The organism is Serratia sp. 22278, from assembly GCF_052045405.1.
Lineage (GTDB): Bacteria > Pseudomonadota > Gammaproteobacteria > Enterobacterales > Enterobacteriaceae > Serratia > Serratia marcescens.
This window is the reverse complement of record NZ_JBQEOW010000001.1, coordinates 903,493-919,514: the sequence shown is the minus strand read 5'-3', so window position 1 is coordinate 919,514 and position 16,022 is coordinate 903,493. Positions and strand designations below refer to the sequence as shown.

Annotated in this window: 13 protein-coding genes; 4 read left to right on the top strand and 9 right to left on the bottom strand. The window is 62.0% G+C overall.

What is annotated here, in order from left to right:
• Window positions 1–7: 7 nt before the first annotated feature.
• The 5 genes from ACTJJ6_RS04555 to ACTJJ6_RS04535 all read right to left on the bottom strand — a co-directional run bounded on the left by ACTJJ6_RS04555 (window position 8) and on the right by ACTJJ6_RS04535 (window position 6,197).
• A complete protein-coding gene (locus ACTJJ6_RS04555) occupies window positions 8–1,063 on the bottom strand; it encodes a P1 family peptidase (RefSeq protein WP_021504539.1) in 1,056 nt (351 codons plus the stop codon).
• A gap of 170 nt (window positions 1,064–1,233) precedes the next feature.
• Window positions 1,234–3,333: a peptidase domain-containing ABC transporter gene (locus ACTJJ6_RS04550; RefSeq protein WP_440802246.1), complete on the bottom strand. Its 2,100-nt coding sequence runs from the start codon at window positions 3,331–3,333 to the stop codon at window positions 1,234–1,236.
• Window positions 3,326–4,600: an HlyD family secretion protein gene (locus ACTJJ6_RS04545; RefSeq protein WP_193842758.1), complete on the bottom strand. Its 1,275-nt coding sequence runs from the start codon at window positions 4,598–4,600 to the stop codon at window positions 3,326–3,328. The genes ACTJJ6_RS04550 and ACTJJ6_RS04545 overlap by 8 nt, the downstream gene beginning before the upstream one ends.
• A 260-nt stretch (window positions 4,601–4,860) precedes the next feature.
• The gene (locus ACTJJ6_RS04540; RefSeq protein ID WP_239044521.1) at window positions 4,861–5,184 is read right to left on the bottom strand and encodes a hypothetical protein; all 324 of its coding nucleotides are present in this window, start codon (window positions 5,182–5,184) and stop codon (window positions 4,861–4,863) included.
• Between the two features lie 269 nt (window positions 5,185–5,453).
• Window positions 5,454–6,197, bottom strand: a complete 744-nt coding sequence (locus ACTJJ6_RS04535) for a sulfite exporter TauE/SafE family protein (protein WP_197758007.1) — start codon at window positions 6,195–6,197, stop codon at window positions 5,454–5,456.
• A 107-nt stretch (window positions 6,198–6,304) separates the two neighbouring features.
• On the opposite strand from ACTJJ6_RS04535, the gene ACTJJ6_RS04530 reads away from it, so the two are divergent.
• Complete coding sequence (locus ACTJJ6_RS04530; RefSeq protein ID WP_033640419.1) at window positions 6,305–7,186, top strand: LysR family transcriptional regulator; 882 nt, start codon at window positions 6,305–6,307, stop codon at window positions 7,184–7,186.
• A 6-nt stretch (window positions 7,187–7,192) separates the two neighbouring features.
• Here the strand turns inward: ACTJJ6_RS04530 and ACTJJ6_RS04525 are convergent, their stop codons facing one another.
• From ACTJJ6_RS04525 to ACTJJ6_RS04510, 4 genes are all read right to left on the bottom strand, one after another.
• The gene (locus tag ACTJJ6_RS04525; protein WP_440802241.1) at window positions 7,193–10,762 is read right to left on the bottom strand and encodes a molybdopterin cofactor-binding domain-containing protein; all 3,570 of its coding nucleotides are present in this window, start codon (window positions 10,760–10,762) and stop codon (window positions 7,193–7,195) included.
• Complete coding sequence (locus tag ACTJJ6_RS04520) at window positions 10,755–11,297, bottom strand: (2Fe-2S)-binding protein (protein ID WP_049298981.1); 543 nt, start codon at window positions 11,295–11,297, stop codon at window positions 10,755–10,757. Before ACTJJ6_RS04520 ends, ACTJJ6_RS04525 begins: the two co-directional genes overlap by 8 nt.
• Before the next feature lie 85 nt (window positions 11,298–11,382).
• Window positions 11,383–11,856 (bottom strand): MarR family winged helix-turn-helix transcriptional regulator, encoded by a 474-nt coding sequence (locus ACTJJ6_RS04515; protein ID WP_004938613.1) that lies wholly within the window; start codon window positions 11,854–11,856, stop codon window positions 11,383–11,385.
• 66 nt (window positions 11,857–11,922) lie between these two features.
• The gene (locus ACTJJ6_RS04510; RefSeq protein ID WP_049298978.1) at window positions 11,923–12,981 is read right to left on the bottom strand and encodes a 2,5-dihydroxypyridine 5,6-dioxygenase; all 1,059 of its coding nucleotides are present in this window, start codon (window positions 12,979–12,981) and stop codon (window positions 11,923–11,925) included.
• A 326-nt stretch (window positions 12,982–13,307) separates the two neighbouring features.
• Here ACTJJ6_RS04510 and ACTJJ6_RS04505 point away from each other — a divergent pair, with 326 nt between their 5' ends.
• From ACTJJ6_RS04505 to ACTJJ6_RS04495, 3 genes are read left to right on the top strand one after another with little or no spacing between them, the layout of a single operon-like run.
• Window positions 13,308–14,459 carry an FAD-dependent monooxygenase gene (locus ACTJJ6_RS04505; protein WP_033634195.1) on the top strand — a complete coding sequence of 384 codons (1,152 nt, stop codon included), beginning with the start codon at window positions 13,308–13,310 and terminating at the stop codon, window positions 14,457–14,459.
• Window positions 14,456–15,250 (top strand): alpha/beta fold hydrolase, encoded by a 795-nt coding sequence (locus ACTJJ6_RS04500; RefSeq protein ID WP_079449269.1) that lies wholly within the window; start codon window positions 14,456–14,458, stop codon window positions 15,248–15,250. Before ACTJJ6_RS04505 ends, ACTJJ6_RS04500 begins: the two co-directional genes overlap by 4 nt.
• 15 nt (window positions 15,251–15,265) lie before the next feature.
• A complete protein-coding gene (locus tag ACTJJ6_RS04495) occupies window positions 15,266–16,018 on the top strand; it encodes a maleate cis-trans isomerase family protein (RefSeq protein ID WP_016927838.1) in 753 nt (250 codons plus the stop codon).
• Window positions 16,019–16,022 lie beyond the last annotated feature (4 nt).

Below are 16,022 nucleotides of genomic sequence, written 5' to 3'. Positions count from 1 at the left end.
CCGTTATTTAATTTGCCGCCAGCCGATCGAGCAGCGGGCCCAACGCCATACGATCGTGCTGCTGGAAACCGCTGACGCCTTCCGCGCTCAGCAAGGCATCCAGCACCGCGTATTCGGTGGCGTCCGCCGCCGCCGCAAACAGCGGCTCCAGCCGTTCGTCCGGCAACGTCGCCCCCAGCAACCGGGTGGAAAACGCCAGCGCGATATCGCCGGAGCCGTGCCCCCAATGGCTGCCCACCCGCCCCAAACCGGCGCCCGCGCGGCGGGCGATGCGGTTCAGCTGGCGGCTGTCCAGCGCCCGATCGCAGGCGATGATGATAATGACCGAACCGGCGTCCACCTGCGGCGGCGGATCCGCCAACAGTTTGCCCAGCGCCTGGCCAACGCGCACGCCGCTCAGCGTCAGCGAGTCGAGGGTGCCGAAGTTGGCCAGCACCAGCACGCCGAGCGTGGTGCCAAGCCCTGGGCAATAGCGCGAGGCGGTGCCGATGCCCCCTTTCAAGCCGAAGCTGCTCATGCCGCGCCCGGCGCCGACGCTGCCGCGCGCAAAGCGGGTGGAATGGTTATCCAGCGCGCTGAAGACGTGCTCCTCACGCACCGCCATCGCCTGAATATCGTTGAGGTAACCGTCGTTACACTCCAGCACCAGCGGGTTAATGGTGGCGCTGCCGCGGCCAATCTGCGGGTAACGCAGACAGCTGCGCCGCACCATGGCGTTGAACAGCGTGCCCACGGCGAAGGTGTTGCTCAGCAGAATAGGCGTTTGCAGCACCCCCAGCTCGTTCAGCTGCACCAGCCCCAGCGGCTTGGCGAAGCCGTTGAGCACCGCGCTGCCACACGGCAGCGGCTGGTTAAACAGATCGCCCGGCGGCACGATAGCGGTAACGCCGGTCTGGCATTCGCCGTCGGCCAGCGTGTGATGCCCGACGCTGACGCCCGGCACGTCGCACAGGGTGTCGGTCGGGCCGGCCGGATAGCGCGCGCCCGGCAGGCGGCGATGGCGCCGCCAATAGCTCAGCAGATTGTCGAGGCTTTGTTGTTCAAACGCCTGGCTGTCTGTCATGGTTCCCTCATCCGCCGTCAGCCCATCAGAAAACCAGAATATCGCGCAATGCGCCGCGCCGTAAATTGAAAGCCGAAGCGAGCAGCAAAAATAGCCTTGCCCCATCGCCATTTATTGGGTTTTTAGGGGGGAACAGTGAAAATGGCCGGTGCCGCGGGTGATATCCCCCCTTATCCCAAATGTATAACCCGATCTGCCGACGCAATGGTCGTTTCACGGTGGGCAATGATCAGCTTAGTGATATTGAGTCTCTTGATGGCCTGATTCACCACAGCTTCGCTCTCCTTATCCAGCGCGCTGGTGGCCTCATCCAGAAACAAAATAGCCGGTTTTTTGTAGATTGCCCGGGCTATGAATAGCCGTTGTTTTTGCCCGCCGGACAATCCTTCCCCCAACTCGCCAATCAGTGTTTCATATCCCATAGGCATGCGTAAAATCACGTCATGCAGATAGCTGGCACGGGCACAGGCTTGCATCCAGGCATCGTCCACCTCGTCCGCGAACCCGCAGATATTTTCCCGGATCGAGCCGGAGAACAGTTTGTCGTCCTGCATCACGCAGGCAATCATTTTGTGGTAGTTGTTGATGCCGAGCTGCCGGATATCGACGCCGTTCACCTCAACCCGCCCCGAATCTGGAGTAAACAGTCCGCACAGCACCTTCATCAACGTGGTTTTGCCGGCGCCGGACGGGCCCACGATGGCCACGCTTTCGCCTGGCGCAACGCTGATGTCCAGGCCATCAAAAATAGCCGGTGACTGGCTGTCGTAACGATAGCTCAGGGCATGGGTCGTCAATCCCAAAGGTTGCAGCCCCGCCGTGTAAGGGTGATCGGGTTTACGCGCCTCCCGCGGATGCAGGGCGATATCAGCGATGCGCTCGTTATGCAGGCTCATCATGCGCAGCTGCAGCAAAAATTCCGTCAGCGACCCGATGCGGTCGGAGAACTGCCCCCGAAAGGCGCCGAACGCCACGAACATGCCGAGGGTCATCTGGTTATCGATCACCAGGCTGGTTCCCAACCACAGAATGACGATCTGGTCACACGCCGCTATAAAGGTGTTGATCCCGCCAAACAGCATGTCCATCCTGGTGACGCGGATACCCGTGTTGATGGTGTCGATTTCAAGGTTTAGCCAGTGAGCGATGCGGCGTTCTGCCATGCCCTGCATCTTGACGGTAGCGATACCGTACAGCGTTTCCATAAAATACGAGCCGGCCCGAGCCTCTCTCACCAGCGCCTCCTCGGACAGCTGACGGTAATATCCATAGGTCAGCAGCCGCATCAACACATAAAGCGCGGTGAAAGTGAGCACTACCCAGGTCAGCCAGCCGCCATACAGCACCATCATCACCAACACACCGATCACCATGATGCCGTCCATGATGGCGCCGACGATACTGGTGGTGAAAGTGCTGCGCAGCGTATCCAGCGAACCGAAGCGTGATTGAATGTCACCCAGCTTACGCCGTTCAAAGTAACCGAGTGGCAGGCGCAGCAGATGGATGAACAACCCGGACTGCCACTGCACGTTGATAAGCGTCGCCATGACCAATCCTGACCATGCCCGCACCATGCCGATGGCAGCCCGCAACAAGATAAACAGCATCAATCCGGCGCAGATGAGCGACAGTAACCCGCGATCTCCGGCAGGAATGGCGTGATCCATCACCAGCTGCGTGCCGATGGGCATCACCAGGTTGATGGTTTCGAACACCAGAGACAGGCAAAAGATTTTGCCGAGCGCCCGCTTGAGGCCATGCACGCTGCCAATCAGCGTGCGAAGATGAATGCGATGGCGGACGCTGTCGGCGGTGAATTCGCTGCCGGGCCAGGCCTCAAGCGCTACGCCGGTGAAACTGTGCGACAGTTCCGTCAGGCTGACGGCCCGGCGCCCGCGCGCCGGATCGTGCAGCACCGCGCGGTGGCCTTTGACGCTGACCAGCACCACGAAATGGTTGAATTCCCAGTGCAGAATGCAGGGCAGTTTTAGCGCACCGAGTTCGTCCAGATCCAGAGACAGAGGACGGGTGCTCAACCCCAATTGCTCGGCGATACCAGTCAGTCCAACCAATGTGGCACCGCGGGATGACAGATTGAACTGCCGGCGCAGCGCGATCAGGTCGATGTTTTTGCCGTAATAACCGCAGATCATCGCCAGACAGGCCAGCCCGCATTCCGACGACTCGGTCTGGTGCACCATCGGAACCCGGTGGCGCAGCCGCAGATCCAGTTGGCTGACCCGCTGTTTGAATGTGCTCCTACTCATTGACCGGCCCCGTCGCACTGTGTTTCATGTCGTAGAACGGCGACAGCATCCATTGATACATCTTCCTTTTTTCCAGAAACAGAGTGCTTTGCGCTTTCATGCCGTTTTCCAGGCTCAGACGTTTACCATCGTAAGCAATGGATTGTTTTTCCGGGATAACGATCACTTTGTAGTAAGGCACGGCGGCGGTCAGCGCCGCTTTGGGCGCCCCCTGGTAGGTGAGCATTTCCTGCGGTGAGGCCGGGGCTTTGGAGATGACGGACACTGTGCCGGCGAACTGGCCGAACTTCTCCGCCGGAAAGGCGTCATAGCGCACATTGACCTTATCGCCGGCGGCAATGTAGGGGATGGCGTCGTTGGGCACCCACAGCACCAGGGCATAGCGATCGATGTTTTGCGGAATAATCTGCAGCAGACTGTCGCCAATGTTGACCATCTGGCCAACCGTGACGCTCAGCGAATCGATGCGGCCGCCGGCCAGCGCGCGAACGATAATATCGCCAGTGGCATCGATGTTTTGCCGCTCCTTTTGCAGCTCATAGCGCTGCAGCTCCATCTGGTAAATCTGGTTGTCGAATTCGGCAGCCTGGATATGGATCTGGCTTTCCAGCGCGGTGATCTGCAACGCATTCTGTTCGTTCTGGCCGGACAGGCCCAGCAGGTTGTTCTGCTGCTGGTAATACAGCGCCACCTGATTGGTGAGCTGATCCTTATTGATCAGCCCCTGGGTCTGATAGTGCCGGTAGTTCTCCATGTTTTCCTTCATGATGCGTATCCCTTCCTGGGCGCGTTTGAGGATATCGGTGGAGCGGGTGAATGCCGCGGTGTATTGCGCCTTCTGTTGTTCCAGCATGATAAGCGTGGCCTGCTTGCTGCTTTCCAGTCGGTTAATGATTTGCGCAATGCGCGCCAGCTGGCCATCGATATCCCGGCGTTGGTTGTCGCTGAGCACACCGCTACGGGTACTCTTGCTGACGTCAATCTGGTAAATCGGGGCACCGGCGGCAATCACCTGCCCTTCGGTGACGAATTGTTTGACCACTATCCCCTGGACGGCGGAATAGACATTGGCGGCCCGCGGATAAGTGCTGATCTCACCGGTCACGTTGACCCGCCGGGTATAGGTACCGGCGATGGTGAAGGTGAGAAAAGCAATGAGGAAAAACAGGCAGAGTCCCGCCGTGAGCCAAAAGGGAATGCCGGGAAGGAGGAGCGCCCGGCCACGCCATTTCATTTTCTGATTATCGATCGCTTCCTGGCGAAACATGATCAGCGTCCCTTATTGATAGCTAACATTCAAATTCACAGGCTATTGTATTGACAATAAAACAAGCAGCAGGTCAGTTAATTTTGGCGAGAGGATATGAAACTATTAAAGTAAACACCTTTAAATCTTCTGAGTGATCCTGGCGCCAATAAATTTTTATGAACGTATGTTTCACCCAATGGCAGTATCATATCCAGAGAAAAATCCGAGAGTTCCAGTTCGACAAGCCGTTTTATTTTTAAATCCAACAGCATCTACTTCTAACTCATTTTCATCGTGGCAAAATAGACGATCGTCATAACAATAACAAAAATAGAACAAAACAATAAATCACCGGAAAAACATCTCAATGAATCCAAATAATCATTGCTGTTCTTATTTATTTTTTTAATGGCATCGCTTTCGTTATCAGCCTCTACTTCGATATGATGCTTTCTGAATCCCTTCCGCTTCATATCCTTAATAATTTTTCGTGTAACCACTTCCTTTTCTAGCACTTTTGATTCATCACTCTTTATAAAAACAACATATTTATTAATCATATACCCCATCTCCGTTATCAGACGCTCTTTTTCCACTCCCATCTCGGTCCTGCCATCCCCCCGACACCGCATCGAATTGGCTACTTAAAATTTCCTTCATAAATACTCTCCTATGGGTTTACTGGTTTTACAGTCATTAAAAATAGCTGTAATGGCAAAAGTAAAACACACTAATGACAATCCATAACCATCCTGTATTTCATAAAAAATCCAATAAGAAAATTATATTTTAAACATTGAAAACCATCATATTAAAATAAAACCCAGAATAATATACCGAACCTAATTACACGCAGATGCTATCGATTCAATTAATTGAATCGCCAAACAATCTCAACGCCCAAGATTAATAACCCAATAAAGAAAAGGCGGCGAAACAGCTGCGGGCGACAATGACGGCGCACGATCCCGCCCAGCCACATGCCGGCCAACGCCGGCAACAGCGACAGCAAGGAAACGCCGAGCAGCGTGCCGGGCAGCGCCTGATGCCAGGCTAATCCGGCGCCCAGCGCCAGCGTCGAGACGGTGAACGACAGCCCCAGCGCCTGCACCAGCTCATCGCGCGCCAGGCCCAACGCATTCAGGTAAGGCACCGCCGGAATGACGAATACCCCGGTGGCGCCGGTCAGCGTACCGGTCACCAGGCCGCACAGCGGCCCCAGCCAAGGCTCTGCCACGGCGGAAATGCGCCAATCAAAACGGGTGAATCCCAGCAGCGCATAGCCGATCAGACACATGCCCAGCGCCAGCGGCGCCAGGCGGCCGTCGATGTCGGTGAGCGCGCCGGCGCTCAATAACGTGCCCAGCATGACGCACAGCATCATCGGCCATAGCCGCCGGCATAGCGCCCCCAACCGCGGCCCGCACAGCAGTTGCCACAGGTTGGTGATCAGCGAGGGCAACAGCAGCAACGCGGCGGCCTGCCCCGGCGGCATCATCAGGCTGAGCAACCCCATCGACACCGTCGGCAACCCCAGACCGATCGCCCCTTTGACCGTGCCGGCCAGCGTAAAAATGCCCGTCAGGGCGACAATTTCGAGTAACGTCAGCGACATGCGTCTATCCTTATGGCGAATCAACGGCTCGATTGTGGCCAGCGCCGCGCCGCGGCACAATGCGGCAATGACAGAGCCTGCCTGCGGCAAAGACAGAGGGAAAACGCATGCATTTTGACTTTATCGATCTGCGGCTGTTGGCGGCGGTGCTCGAGACCGGCAGCATCACCGCCGGCGCCGAGCGCGTCGGGCTGTCGCTGGCCGCCGCCAGCGCCCGCATGCGCGGGCTGGAACAACAGGCCGGCGTGGCGCTGTTGACGCGCAATCCACGCGGCGTCCAGGCGACGTCCGCCGGTGAGCGCCTGTTGCAACACGCGCGTGTGCTGCTGCAACAGCGCGACCGGCTGCGGGGTGATATGGCCGAGTTCGCGCCGGGCCAGCGCAGCCAGCTGCGCATCGTCGCCAATACCGTCGCCGCCGACGCTTTTCTGCCGGAGCTGTTGGCGGATTTTCTGGTGCTGCACCCGCACACCGACATCGCGCTGGAGGAGCTGCCCAGCCCGGCCATCGCGCAGGCCATCGCCGAACGGGCGGCGGATATCGGCATCGTGGCGGACCACGCCGATCTGCGCGGGCTGACAAGTTACCCTTTTCGCCAGGATCGTCTGGTGCTGGCGCTGCCGCCGGGGCATGCGCTCAGCGGCCGCCGCACGCTCAGCTTTGCGGACGCCCTGCCTTTTGATTTCATCGGTCTGCCGGAAGAGAGTGCGCTGCAACAGCATCTGGAACAGCTGGCGATACGCAGCGGCGGCCCGATGCGGCTGCGGGCTCGTGCGGCTAATTTCGACGCCATCTGTCGCATGGTGCTGCGCGGCGCCGGGCTGGCGGTGGTGCCGGAAGAGAGCGCCCAACGCCATCCGGAGATCCGACACGGCGCCCTGCCGCTCACGGACGAGTGGGCGACCCGACGTCTGTCGATCGCGGTGCGTGACCTGGCGCAGCTGCCGCTGCCGGCGCAGCGGCTGGTGGCGTTCCTGCGCCAAGCCTGAGGCGGCTCAGTGCGTGCCCGGCTCTGCGCGCAGCCGCGCCACCTGAGCCTCCACGTCGCGCCAGGCCGGTTTGTCGCCGGCATAGCGTTGGCGCAGATAATTCACCAGCGCCGTCACCTGCCGATCGGAAAAGCTGTCCTTAAAGCCCGGCATAAAGCCCAATTCGGCGGTGGCCGGTTTGGGGATCCCTTGCAGGATCACCTTGATCAGGTTATCGGGGCGATCGCTGAAGATATTGGTGTTATTGGCCAGATCCGGGCTGACGCCGAACAGCTGCGGTCCGCCGGCGGCGGCGCTGTGGCAGGCCTGGCAAGCGCCCTGAAACAACCGCTCGCCCGCCAGTTGACCCGCAGGCAACGCGCGGGCCGCCAACTGCGCCTGCGGTTCCACATTCAGCGTCGCCTTGGCGCTCAGCGACATCACATAGTTGGCCATCGCCCGCAGATCGCTCTGCGGCAACGTCGCCAGTTCGCTGACCACCGGCCCCATCGGCCCGGCCGCCACGCCGTGCTCGGCGGAATGCCCGCTGCGGAAGTACTGAAACAGCTGTTCCTCGGTCCAGGGTTTGTCCGCGTTGGCCAATTGATTCAGCGCCGGCGCTTCCCACCCGTCCACCATCCCCCCCGCCAGGAAAGCCGCTCCGCCCTTTTCCGCCCCCAGCAGATTGCGCGGCGAATGGCAGGCGGCGCAGTGACCGAGCCCGTTGACCAGATAGGCGCCGCGATTCCACTGCGCGCTTTGTTGCGGATCGGGTTGATATTCCCCCTGGCGCAGGAACAGCGCGTTCCAGCCCACCATCAGCGGCCGCAGGTTAAACGGGAAGCGCATCTGATTGGCCGGATTGCTCTGGCGCACCGCCGGTTGCGACATCAGATAAGCGTACAGCGCCTGCATGTCGCCGTCGGTCATTTTACTGAATGCCGTGTAAGGAAATGCCGGATAGAGGTGGCGGCCGTCGCGGGCGATGCCCTGACGCATCGCCCGATCGAATGCGGTAAACGACCAGTTGCCGATGCCGGTCGCCACGTCCGGGGTAATGTTGGTGCTGTAGAGCGTGCCGAACGGCGTCGCCATCGCCAACCCGCCGGCGTTGGTCGCCCCTTCCGACGCGGTATGGCAAACCGCGCAGTCTCCGGCGGCGGCCAATTGACGACCGCGCTCCAGCGTGGCGGCCGACCAGGTGCCGGCGCCGGGCGTCGCCACCGGCGCGATCTCCGCCCGCCACGGCAAGGCGCTGCCGGCGATGCCCAGCACGGCGCCGAACAGCCCCGCCGCGCCACCGAACCACCATTTGCCGCGCTTCTTTTTCTTGGGCGGCGCGGCCTGCCGCTCGGCGTCCGGCCCGTTCAGCGCCTCTCGCAGCTTGTCCGAGGTGATCGGCAGCTCGCGAAAACGAATGCCGGTGGCGTCGAACACCGCGTTGGCGATGGCCGCCGCGCTGGGCACCGATGCCGACTCCCCGGCGCCCAGCGGCGGATCGTAAGGGCGCGGCATCATCACCACGTCCACCTCCGGCACCTCCGGGAAGGTCAGGATCGGGTAAGCCCCCCACTCTTTGGCGGAGACCGTCGATTCCTCAAAGGTCACGCGCTCTTTCAATACCCGGCTGGTCGATTGCAATACGTTGCCGTGAATTTGGTGGCGCACGCCGTCCGGGTTGACCATCATGCCCGCGTCGTGGCCGACCACGATGCGCGTTACCGCCACTTCGCCGCTGGCTTTGTCGATCGCCACGTCGGCCACCCAGGCGGCCCAGGCCGCGCCAAAGCCGGGAAACTTGCTGTGGATGTAACGGGCGTAGGCAAAGCCGCGCCCGCGCAGCACGCCGTCTTCCGCCGGGGTCTGCATCGGTTCAGTATGCGGCGTCCAGCCGGCGCGTTCTGCGGTGCTGCGCATCAGTTCACTGGCGCGTTCATCATGGATGTAGCGCAGCCGATACTCCAGCGGATCGACGCCGGCGGCGTGGGCCAGCTCATCGATATAAGACTCGTGGGCGAAGGTGTTGGGCAAGGCGGAAACGCCGCGCATCCAGGAGGCGCGCACGATCGGCGCCATGTCCTCGATGCTGACGCGCAGCGACGGATATTCGTATGGCGGCACCGAGGTGCGGTCGCCCATTTCATAGGCCACCGGCAGCGGCTCGACCCGGCCGGTCAGCAACAGCGCCAGCGTCGGCGCGCCGTTGGAAGGATAATAGGTGCGAAAATCGTAGGCGACCGGGTGCCCGGCGGCGTCCAGCCCGCCGTCCACCTCCATCAGCTGCGCCGTGCCCTTCGGTTCCCACACATGCTCTTGCTCGCGGGTCAGTTGCACCCGCACCGGCCGGCTCACCGCGCGCGACAGCAGCGCCGCGTCGGCGCAGACGTCATCGGCGCAATTGCGGCCATAGCAGCCGGCCGCCTCCATGCGAACGATCTCGATCTGCGCTTCCGGGTACTCCAGCAGCCAGGCCAGATCGGCGCGCAGCAGGTGCGGGTTCTGGCTGCCTGACCAGACCTGCAGACGCTCCGGTCGGTAGTCCGCCAGCGCGCAGGAAGGGCCAATAGAGGCATGAAGCTGATACGGCCACAGGTAGCTGCGGGTGAAACGACTGTCAGCCGCCGCCAGCGCCGCGTCCACGTCGCCGGTATCGTGCACCACCCGGGTCGAATGCGGGTTGTCGCGCAGCGCCTGCGCCACGTCGGTCATCTGCGGCAAATTGCGGCGCCAGTCTTTCCAGCTGACCTGCAGCGCCTGCGCCGCCTTAATCGCCTGCTCTTCGCGCTCGGCGACAATGCCGATGAAATCGCCGATCACCACCAGTTTGACGATGCCGGGAATATGCGCGATCGAGGTTTCATCCACCGCCAGCAGGCTGGTGCCGACAAATTCGCCGCTGTCGTAACCGGCATAGGGCGGCCGCACTACCCGGCCGTGCAGCATATTCGGCAACCGCATATCGTGTACGTAAGTGGTTTCGCCGGTCGCCTTGGCCGGAATATCGACGCGCGCGGCGCTGGTGCCCACCAGACGGTATTCCGCCTGCGGTTTCAGCGGCGCGTCGCCGGAAATCGACAGTTCGACATGACCGCCGGCCACCAGCTCGGCGTAGCTCAGCGCCTGCCCCTGCGGGCTGCGGATCACGCCCTCCTCCAGCGTCAGCTGTTCCATCGGCGCATCGAAGCGCTGCGCCGCCTGGCGCAACAGCCAACGGCGCGCTTCGGCGGCGGCGTTGCGCAGCGGCACGGCGGCGATCTGCAGCGTGGCGCTGGCGATGGTGGCGCCCTGATTCGGCGCGCGCTCGGTATCGCCCAACACCATTTGCACCTGATCCATGCGCAGGTACAGCTCTTCGGCGACAATCTGGCCGAGCGCGGTGCGCACGCCGGTGCCGAGATCGACATGGCCGTTAAAGGCATAGATTTCACCGCTGCCGCACAGGGCGATAAACAGCCCTTGCTCCTTGGGCTTCAGCACCGGCGTTTGCCCCTTGGGCACCAGCCCCGGCGGCGGTTGCACGCTGTCGACGATCAACAGAACGCCGTCGCGCTGCAGCAAGTCGGCCTGGCTCGGCGATGGGGTACGGGAATCAGTCATGATCGTGGGCGTCCTCATCGCGGCAGAGAATGATGGCGCGCTGAACCGCACGCAAGATTTCAAGATGGGTGCCGCAGCGGCACAGATTGCCGGACAGCGCCTGACGGATCTCCGCCTCACTCGGGGCGGGATTGCGATCCAACAGGGCTTTGGTGGTCATGATCATGCCATTGAGACAGTAGCCGCATTGCGCCGCCTGCTCTTCGATAAAGGCGCGCTGCACCGGGTGCGGGCGCTGGCGAGTGCCGAGACCTTCCAGGGTCACGATCGCCCGGCCGGACACGCCGAGGGCCGGGATCACGCAGGAGCGCGCCGCCACGCCGTCGATCAGCACGGTGCACGCGCCGCATTCGCCCAGGCCGCAGCCGTATTTTGGGCCGTTGAGCGCCAGATCGTTGCGCAGTACCAGCAAGAGCGGCGTATCCGCCATCACCTGCGCATGAAGCTGTTCGCCGTTCACCGACAGCATCAGCGGATGCTCCGTCAGCGTGGTTTTCGCGCCGTCCCTGGGCGATTGCACTTCAGATATCGCCATTGTTTGCGTCTCCGCCTGCACTTGATGGTCTTATGGGCTGGCCTCTCGCCACCGACCACCAGGCAACCGACGTTACGCGGGCGAATCAGCCGGTGGCAGGGTCTTCCAGCATTTTATTCAGCAGAAATATCAGCGCTATCCGTTCGGCCGGGTTCAGCGTGCCGAACGTCAATTCTGTGATTTTCGCCGCCTGCGGCACCGTTTCCGCCAGCAGCGCGCCGCCGGCGTCGGTCAGGCCGACCACCACCTTGCGCCGATCCACCGGATCCGGCGTCACCGTGATCAGATCGCGCGCCTTCAGCCGCTCGACGATGCCGCGGATGGTGGCCTGATCCACCGCCGTCACCTGCACCAGCTCGGTCAGCGAGCTCGGCCCCATATCGCGCACCGCGCACAGGGTGATGAACTGCACCGCCGTCAGCTGCGAATCGCCGACGTTTTGCTGGAAAATCGCCACGTGGCGCTGATAAACCTTGCGCAGCAGGTGCCCGACTTGCTCGGTAAAATGATAATTTTCGGGTTGGCCGCTCACGGCTGACGGGTATTCGGGGGGCGTCATTGCGTTACTCTCACCATCTATGGAATCCACGAGAATAGTACAAACCCCCGCCGTTGGCAGCAACGATTACGCCCGGCGCACGCGCGACGCCTCCGGCGCCACCACTTCACCGTCCGCCACCACCGTTTGCCCGTCGAGGCGAATGTCGCAGCGGCGCAGCGCGATATCCATATGGCAAGGCGTTTTGCGCGTGCCGCCCACTTCGGTGTTCGGCCCGGTGGAGAACAGGAAGTTGCCGCAGAACGCGCGCGCGTCCATGCACATGCCGTCGTTCTTGTCGTGCAGGCCCATCGCCGTCCACTGGGCGCGCGGCTGCAGACCCCAGCCGATGTGCGAGATGCCGTACACCTCCGGATCGTCGAAGTATTTCATGTATTCGCGCAGGTATTCCGCCTCGAAGCCGCCGTGAATGCGGGTGACGAACCCTTGTTCGATCTCCAGCGTGATGCGTTCGCGCGCATAGCTTTTGAACGGCAGCAAGATATCGCCGACCTCCAGCACCAGCACCCCTTCCGCCTGTTCCTCATTCGGCCAGGTGAACAGGAAACCGCTCGGCCAGTGATCCCAGCGCCCCGGTTCATCGGCATAGCCGTACTCGGTCACCGTCGGGTATTGCCCCAGCGGCGCGCGGAAATCGCTGCCGGCGGCAGAGGTCACCTGCATCAGCTTCGCCTGCTCCAGCACGGCGGCGGCGGCCAGCACCCGCGCCTTGTCCTCCGCGTTGGGCAACATGCGCGCCAGCACCTCCGGCGGCTCCACCGCCAGCAGGATGCGGGTGCCGGTTTTCAGGATCTGTTCCTGCTCCGGCGAATGCAGCAGCATCATGGTATCGACGATCAGGTCGGCGGCCTCCAGCGCACGCTGCGCCGCCAGATTGCCGGTCAGCGCGGTATCGCCGCAATAGGCGGTCATGTCGTTGCCCATCGCTCGCGGATGGTTGAACGCCGGCAGTTCGACGGCATACACCCTGGCGCCCAGCCGCAGCGCCGCGTCGGTCGCGGCGCGCACCGTGCGCGCATCGGAATAATGGCTTTTCAAAATCGCCACGCTCTGCGAAGCATCGACCTTCGACAGCGTAAGCACCTGCTCGAACAGCTGTACCAACTGGGTTTCATTGACCGCCATGGCCTGTCTCCTGTCTCGTCAAGGGTCACCGACGCCCGCAAGGCGGCGGTGATTTTTCAAACAATTTAAAGTGAACACACTCATTTCATCTAAGTCAAAAAAGCAAAGTAAAGCAAGCTGCGAATATCCACCATAAGAAAGTCCTATTTCATCCCGCATCAATCCTGTGATTAACATGAGTTTAACAGTAACACGCTGTCAATTAGCGTGAGCGAGATCTGATTTAACACTTTTGCAACTTTGCGTTATTTAGCGCATACACTATAAATCAATCGTCCAGCCACGCGTTGGGCCTACGCTGAAAAAAGCCAACAGACAGGGGAAACATGATGAGCAAACAACCACGCATCGCCGTCGTCGGCGCCGGGCTGGGGGGCGCCGCCGCCGCCGGGCTGCTGCAAAAAGCCGGCTTTACCGTCGATCTGTATGAACAGAGCCCGGCGTTCTCACGCCTCGGCGCGGGCATTCACATGGGGCCGAACGTACTGAAGATTTTCCGCCGCCTCGGTATTGAGCAACGGTTGGAGCAGATGGCGTCTCATCCCGATTTCTGGTTCAGCCGCGACGCCGAAAGCGGCGACTACCTGTCGCGCATCGAACTGGGCGCCTTCGCCCGCCGGGAGTACGGCGCCGCCTATGTGACGGTGCACCGCGGCGATTTGCAGGCGTTGCAGCTCTCCGCGCTGCAGCCCGGCACCCTGCACTTCGGCAAGTGCCTGAGCAAGATTGAAGATCGCGGTGACGAGGTGGTGCTGAACTTCGTCGACGGCACCTCGGCCCACGCCGATATCGTGATCGGCGCCGATGGCATCAACTCGCGCATTCGCGAGCACCTGCTGGGCGCTGAAGCGCCGACCTACAGCGGCTGGGTGGCCCACCGCGCGCTGATCCGCGGCGAGAAGCTGGCGAAATACAACCTGACGTTCGAAGACTGCGTGAAGTGGTGGTCGGCGGACCGCCATCTGATGGTCTACTACACCACCCAACGGCGCGACGAGTATTACTACGTCAGCGGCGTGCCGCACCCGGCCTGGGATTTCCAGGGCAGCTTCATCGACAGCAGCCGCGAAGAGATGTTCGAGACCTTCGCCGGCTACCACCCGATCGTGCAGGCGCTGATCGAATCCAGCGAACAGGTCACCAAATGGCCATTGCTGAACCGCAAACCGCTGCCGCTGTGGAGCGAAGGCCGTCTGGTGCTGCTCGGCGACGCCTGCCATCCGATGAAACCGCACATGGCGCAGGGCGCGGCGATGGCGATCGAAGACGCCGCCATGCTGACCCGCTGCCTGCAGGAAACCGGCCTCAGCGACTACCGCACCGCTTTCCAGCTGTATGAAGCCAACCGCAAGGAGCGCGCATCCAGGGTGCAGGCGGTGTCCAACGCCAACACCTTCCTGCGCACCCAGGAAGATCCGGCCTGGGTTTACGGCTATGACCTGTATGCGCAAGCGCTGAAATCGGAGAACGCCGCATGAGCACCTTCCTCTACGGCGCCCACGTTCACGCCAACGACATTCGCCAACACTATCTGCGCTACGGCGGCCACGGCCCGGCGCTGATCCTGGTCCCCGGCATCACCAGCCCGGCGATCACCTGGGGCTTCGTCGCCGAGCGGCTGGGGGAAAAATACGACGTCTACGTGCTCGACGTGCGCGGCCGCGGTTTGTCGTCCAGCGGCCCGGAACTGGCTTATGACGCAGAGACCTGCGCACAGGACGTCAGCGCCTTCGCCGCCGCTCTGAACCTGGACAGTTACGCCCTGCTCGGCCATTCGATGGGTGCCCGCTTCGCCCTGCGCGCAGCCGCTTTGCGGCCCGCCGGCGTGCGGCGACTGGTGCTGGTCGATCCGCCGGTTTCCGGCCCCGGCCGCCGCGCCTATCCCGGCCAATGGCCGTGGTACGCCGACTCCATCCGGCAGTCGCTGCCGGGCATGAGCGCCGAGCAGATGCGCGCCTTTTGCCCAACCTGGAGCGAAGAACAGCGCCAGCTGCGCGCCGAGTGGCTGCATACCTGCTACGAGCCGGCGATCCAACGCGCCTACGACGATTTTCATCAGGTGGACAGCCACCGCGACTACCCGCAGCTGACCATGCCGACGCTGTTGATGGCCGCGGGCAAAGGCGGCGTCATTCAGCCCGAAGACCGGGCGGAGATCCGCGCGCTGCAGCCGGAGATCGCCATCGTCGAGGTCGAGAACGCCGGACACATGATCCCGTGGGACGATTTCGACGGCTTCTTCCGCGCCCTGGGCGATTTTCTGGATTAACTGAGGAACACCGACATGAGCAACCACTACCGCATCGGCCAGATCGTGCCCAGCTCCAACACCACGATGGAAACCGAGATCCCGGCGATGCTGGGCGCGCGCCAGCTGATACGCCCGGAGCGTTTCACCTTTCACTCCAGCCGCATGCGCATGAAACACGTCAATAAAGAAGAATTGGCGGCGATGGACGCCGAGTCCGATCGCTGCGCGCTGGAGCTGTCCGACGCGCGGGTCGACGTGCTCGGCTACGCCTGCCTGGTGGCCATCATGGCGATGGGGCTGGGCTACCACCGCGAATCGCAGGCCCGGCTGGCGCAGGTGACGAAAGACAATCAGGCCGCCGCGCCGGTTATCAGCAGCGCCGGCGCGCTGGTCAACGGCCTGAAGGTGATCGGCGCCAAACGCATCGCGCTGGTGGCGCCCTACATGAAACCGCTGACCCAGCTGGTGGTGGACTACATCCAGCACGAAGGCATCGAGGTCAAGGTATGGCGCGCGCTGGAGATCCCGGACAACCTCGACGTCGGCCGGCACGATCCGGCCAGGCTGCCGGGGATCGTCGCCGAGATGGACTTACGCGAGGTCGATGCTATCGTGCTGTCCGCCTGCGTGCAGATGCCTTCGCTACCGGCCGTCCCGACGGTGGAGGCCCAAACCGGCAAACCGGTGATCACCGCCGCCATCGCCACCACTTACGCGATGCTGACCGCGCTGGAGCTGGAACCGATCGTTCCCGGCGCCGGCGCCCTGCTGTCCGGCGCTTATTGAGGAG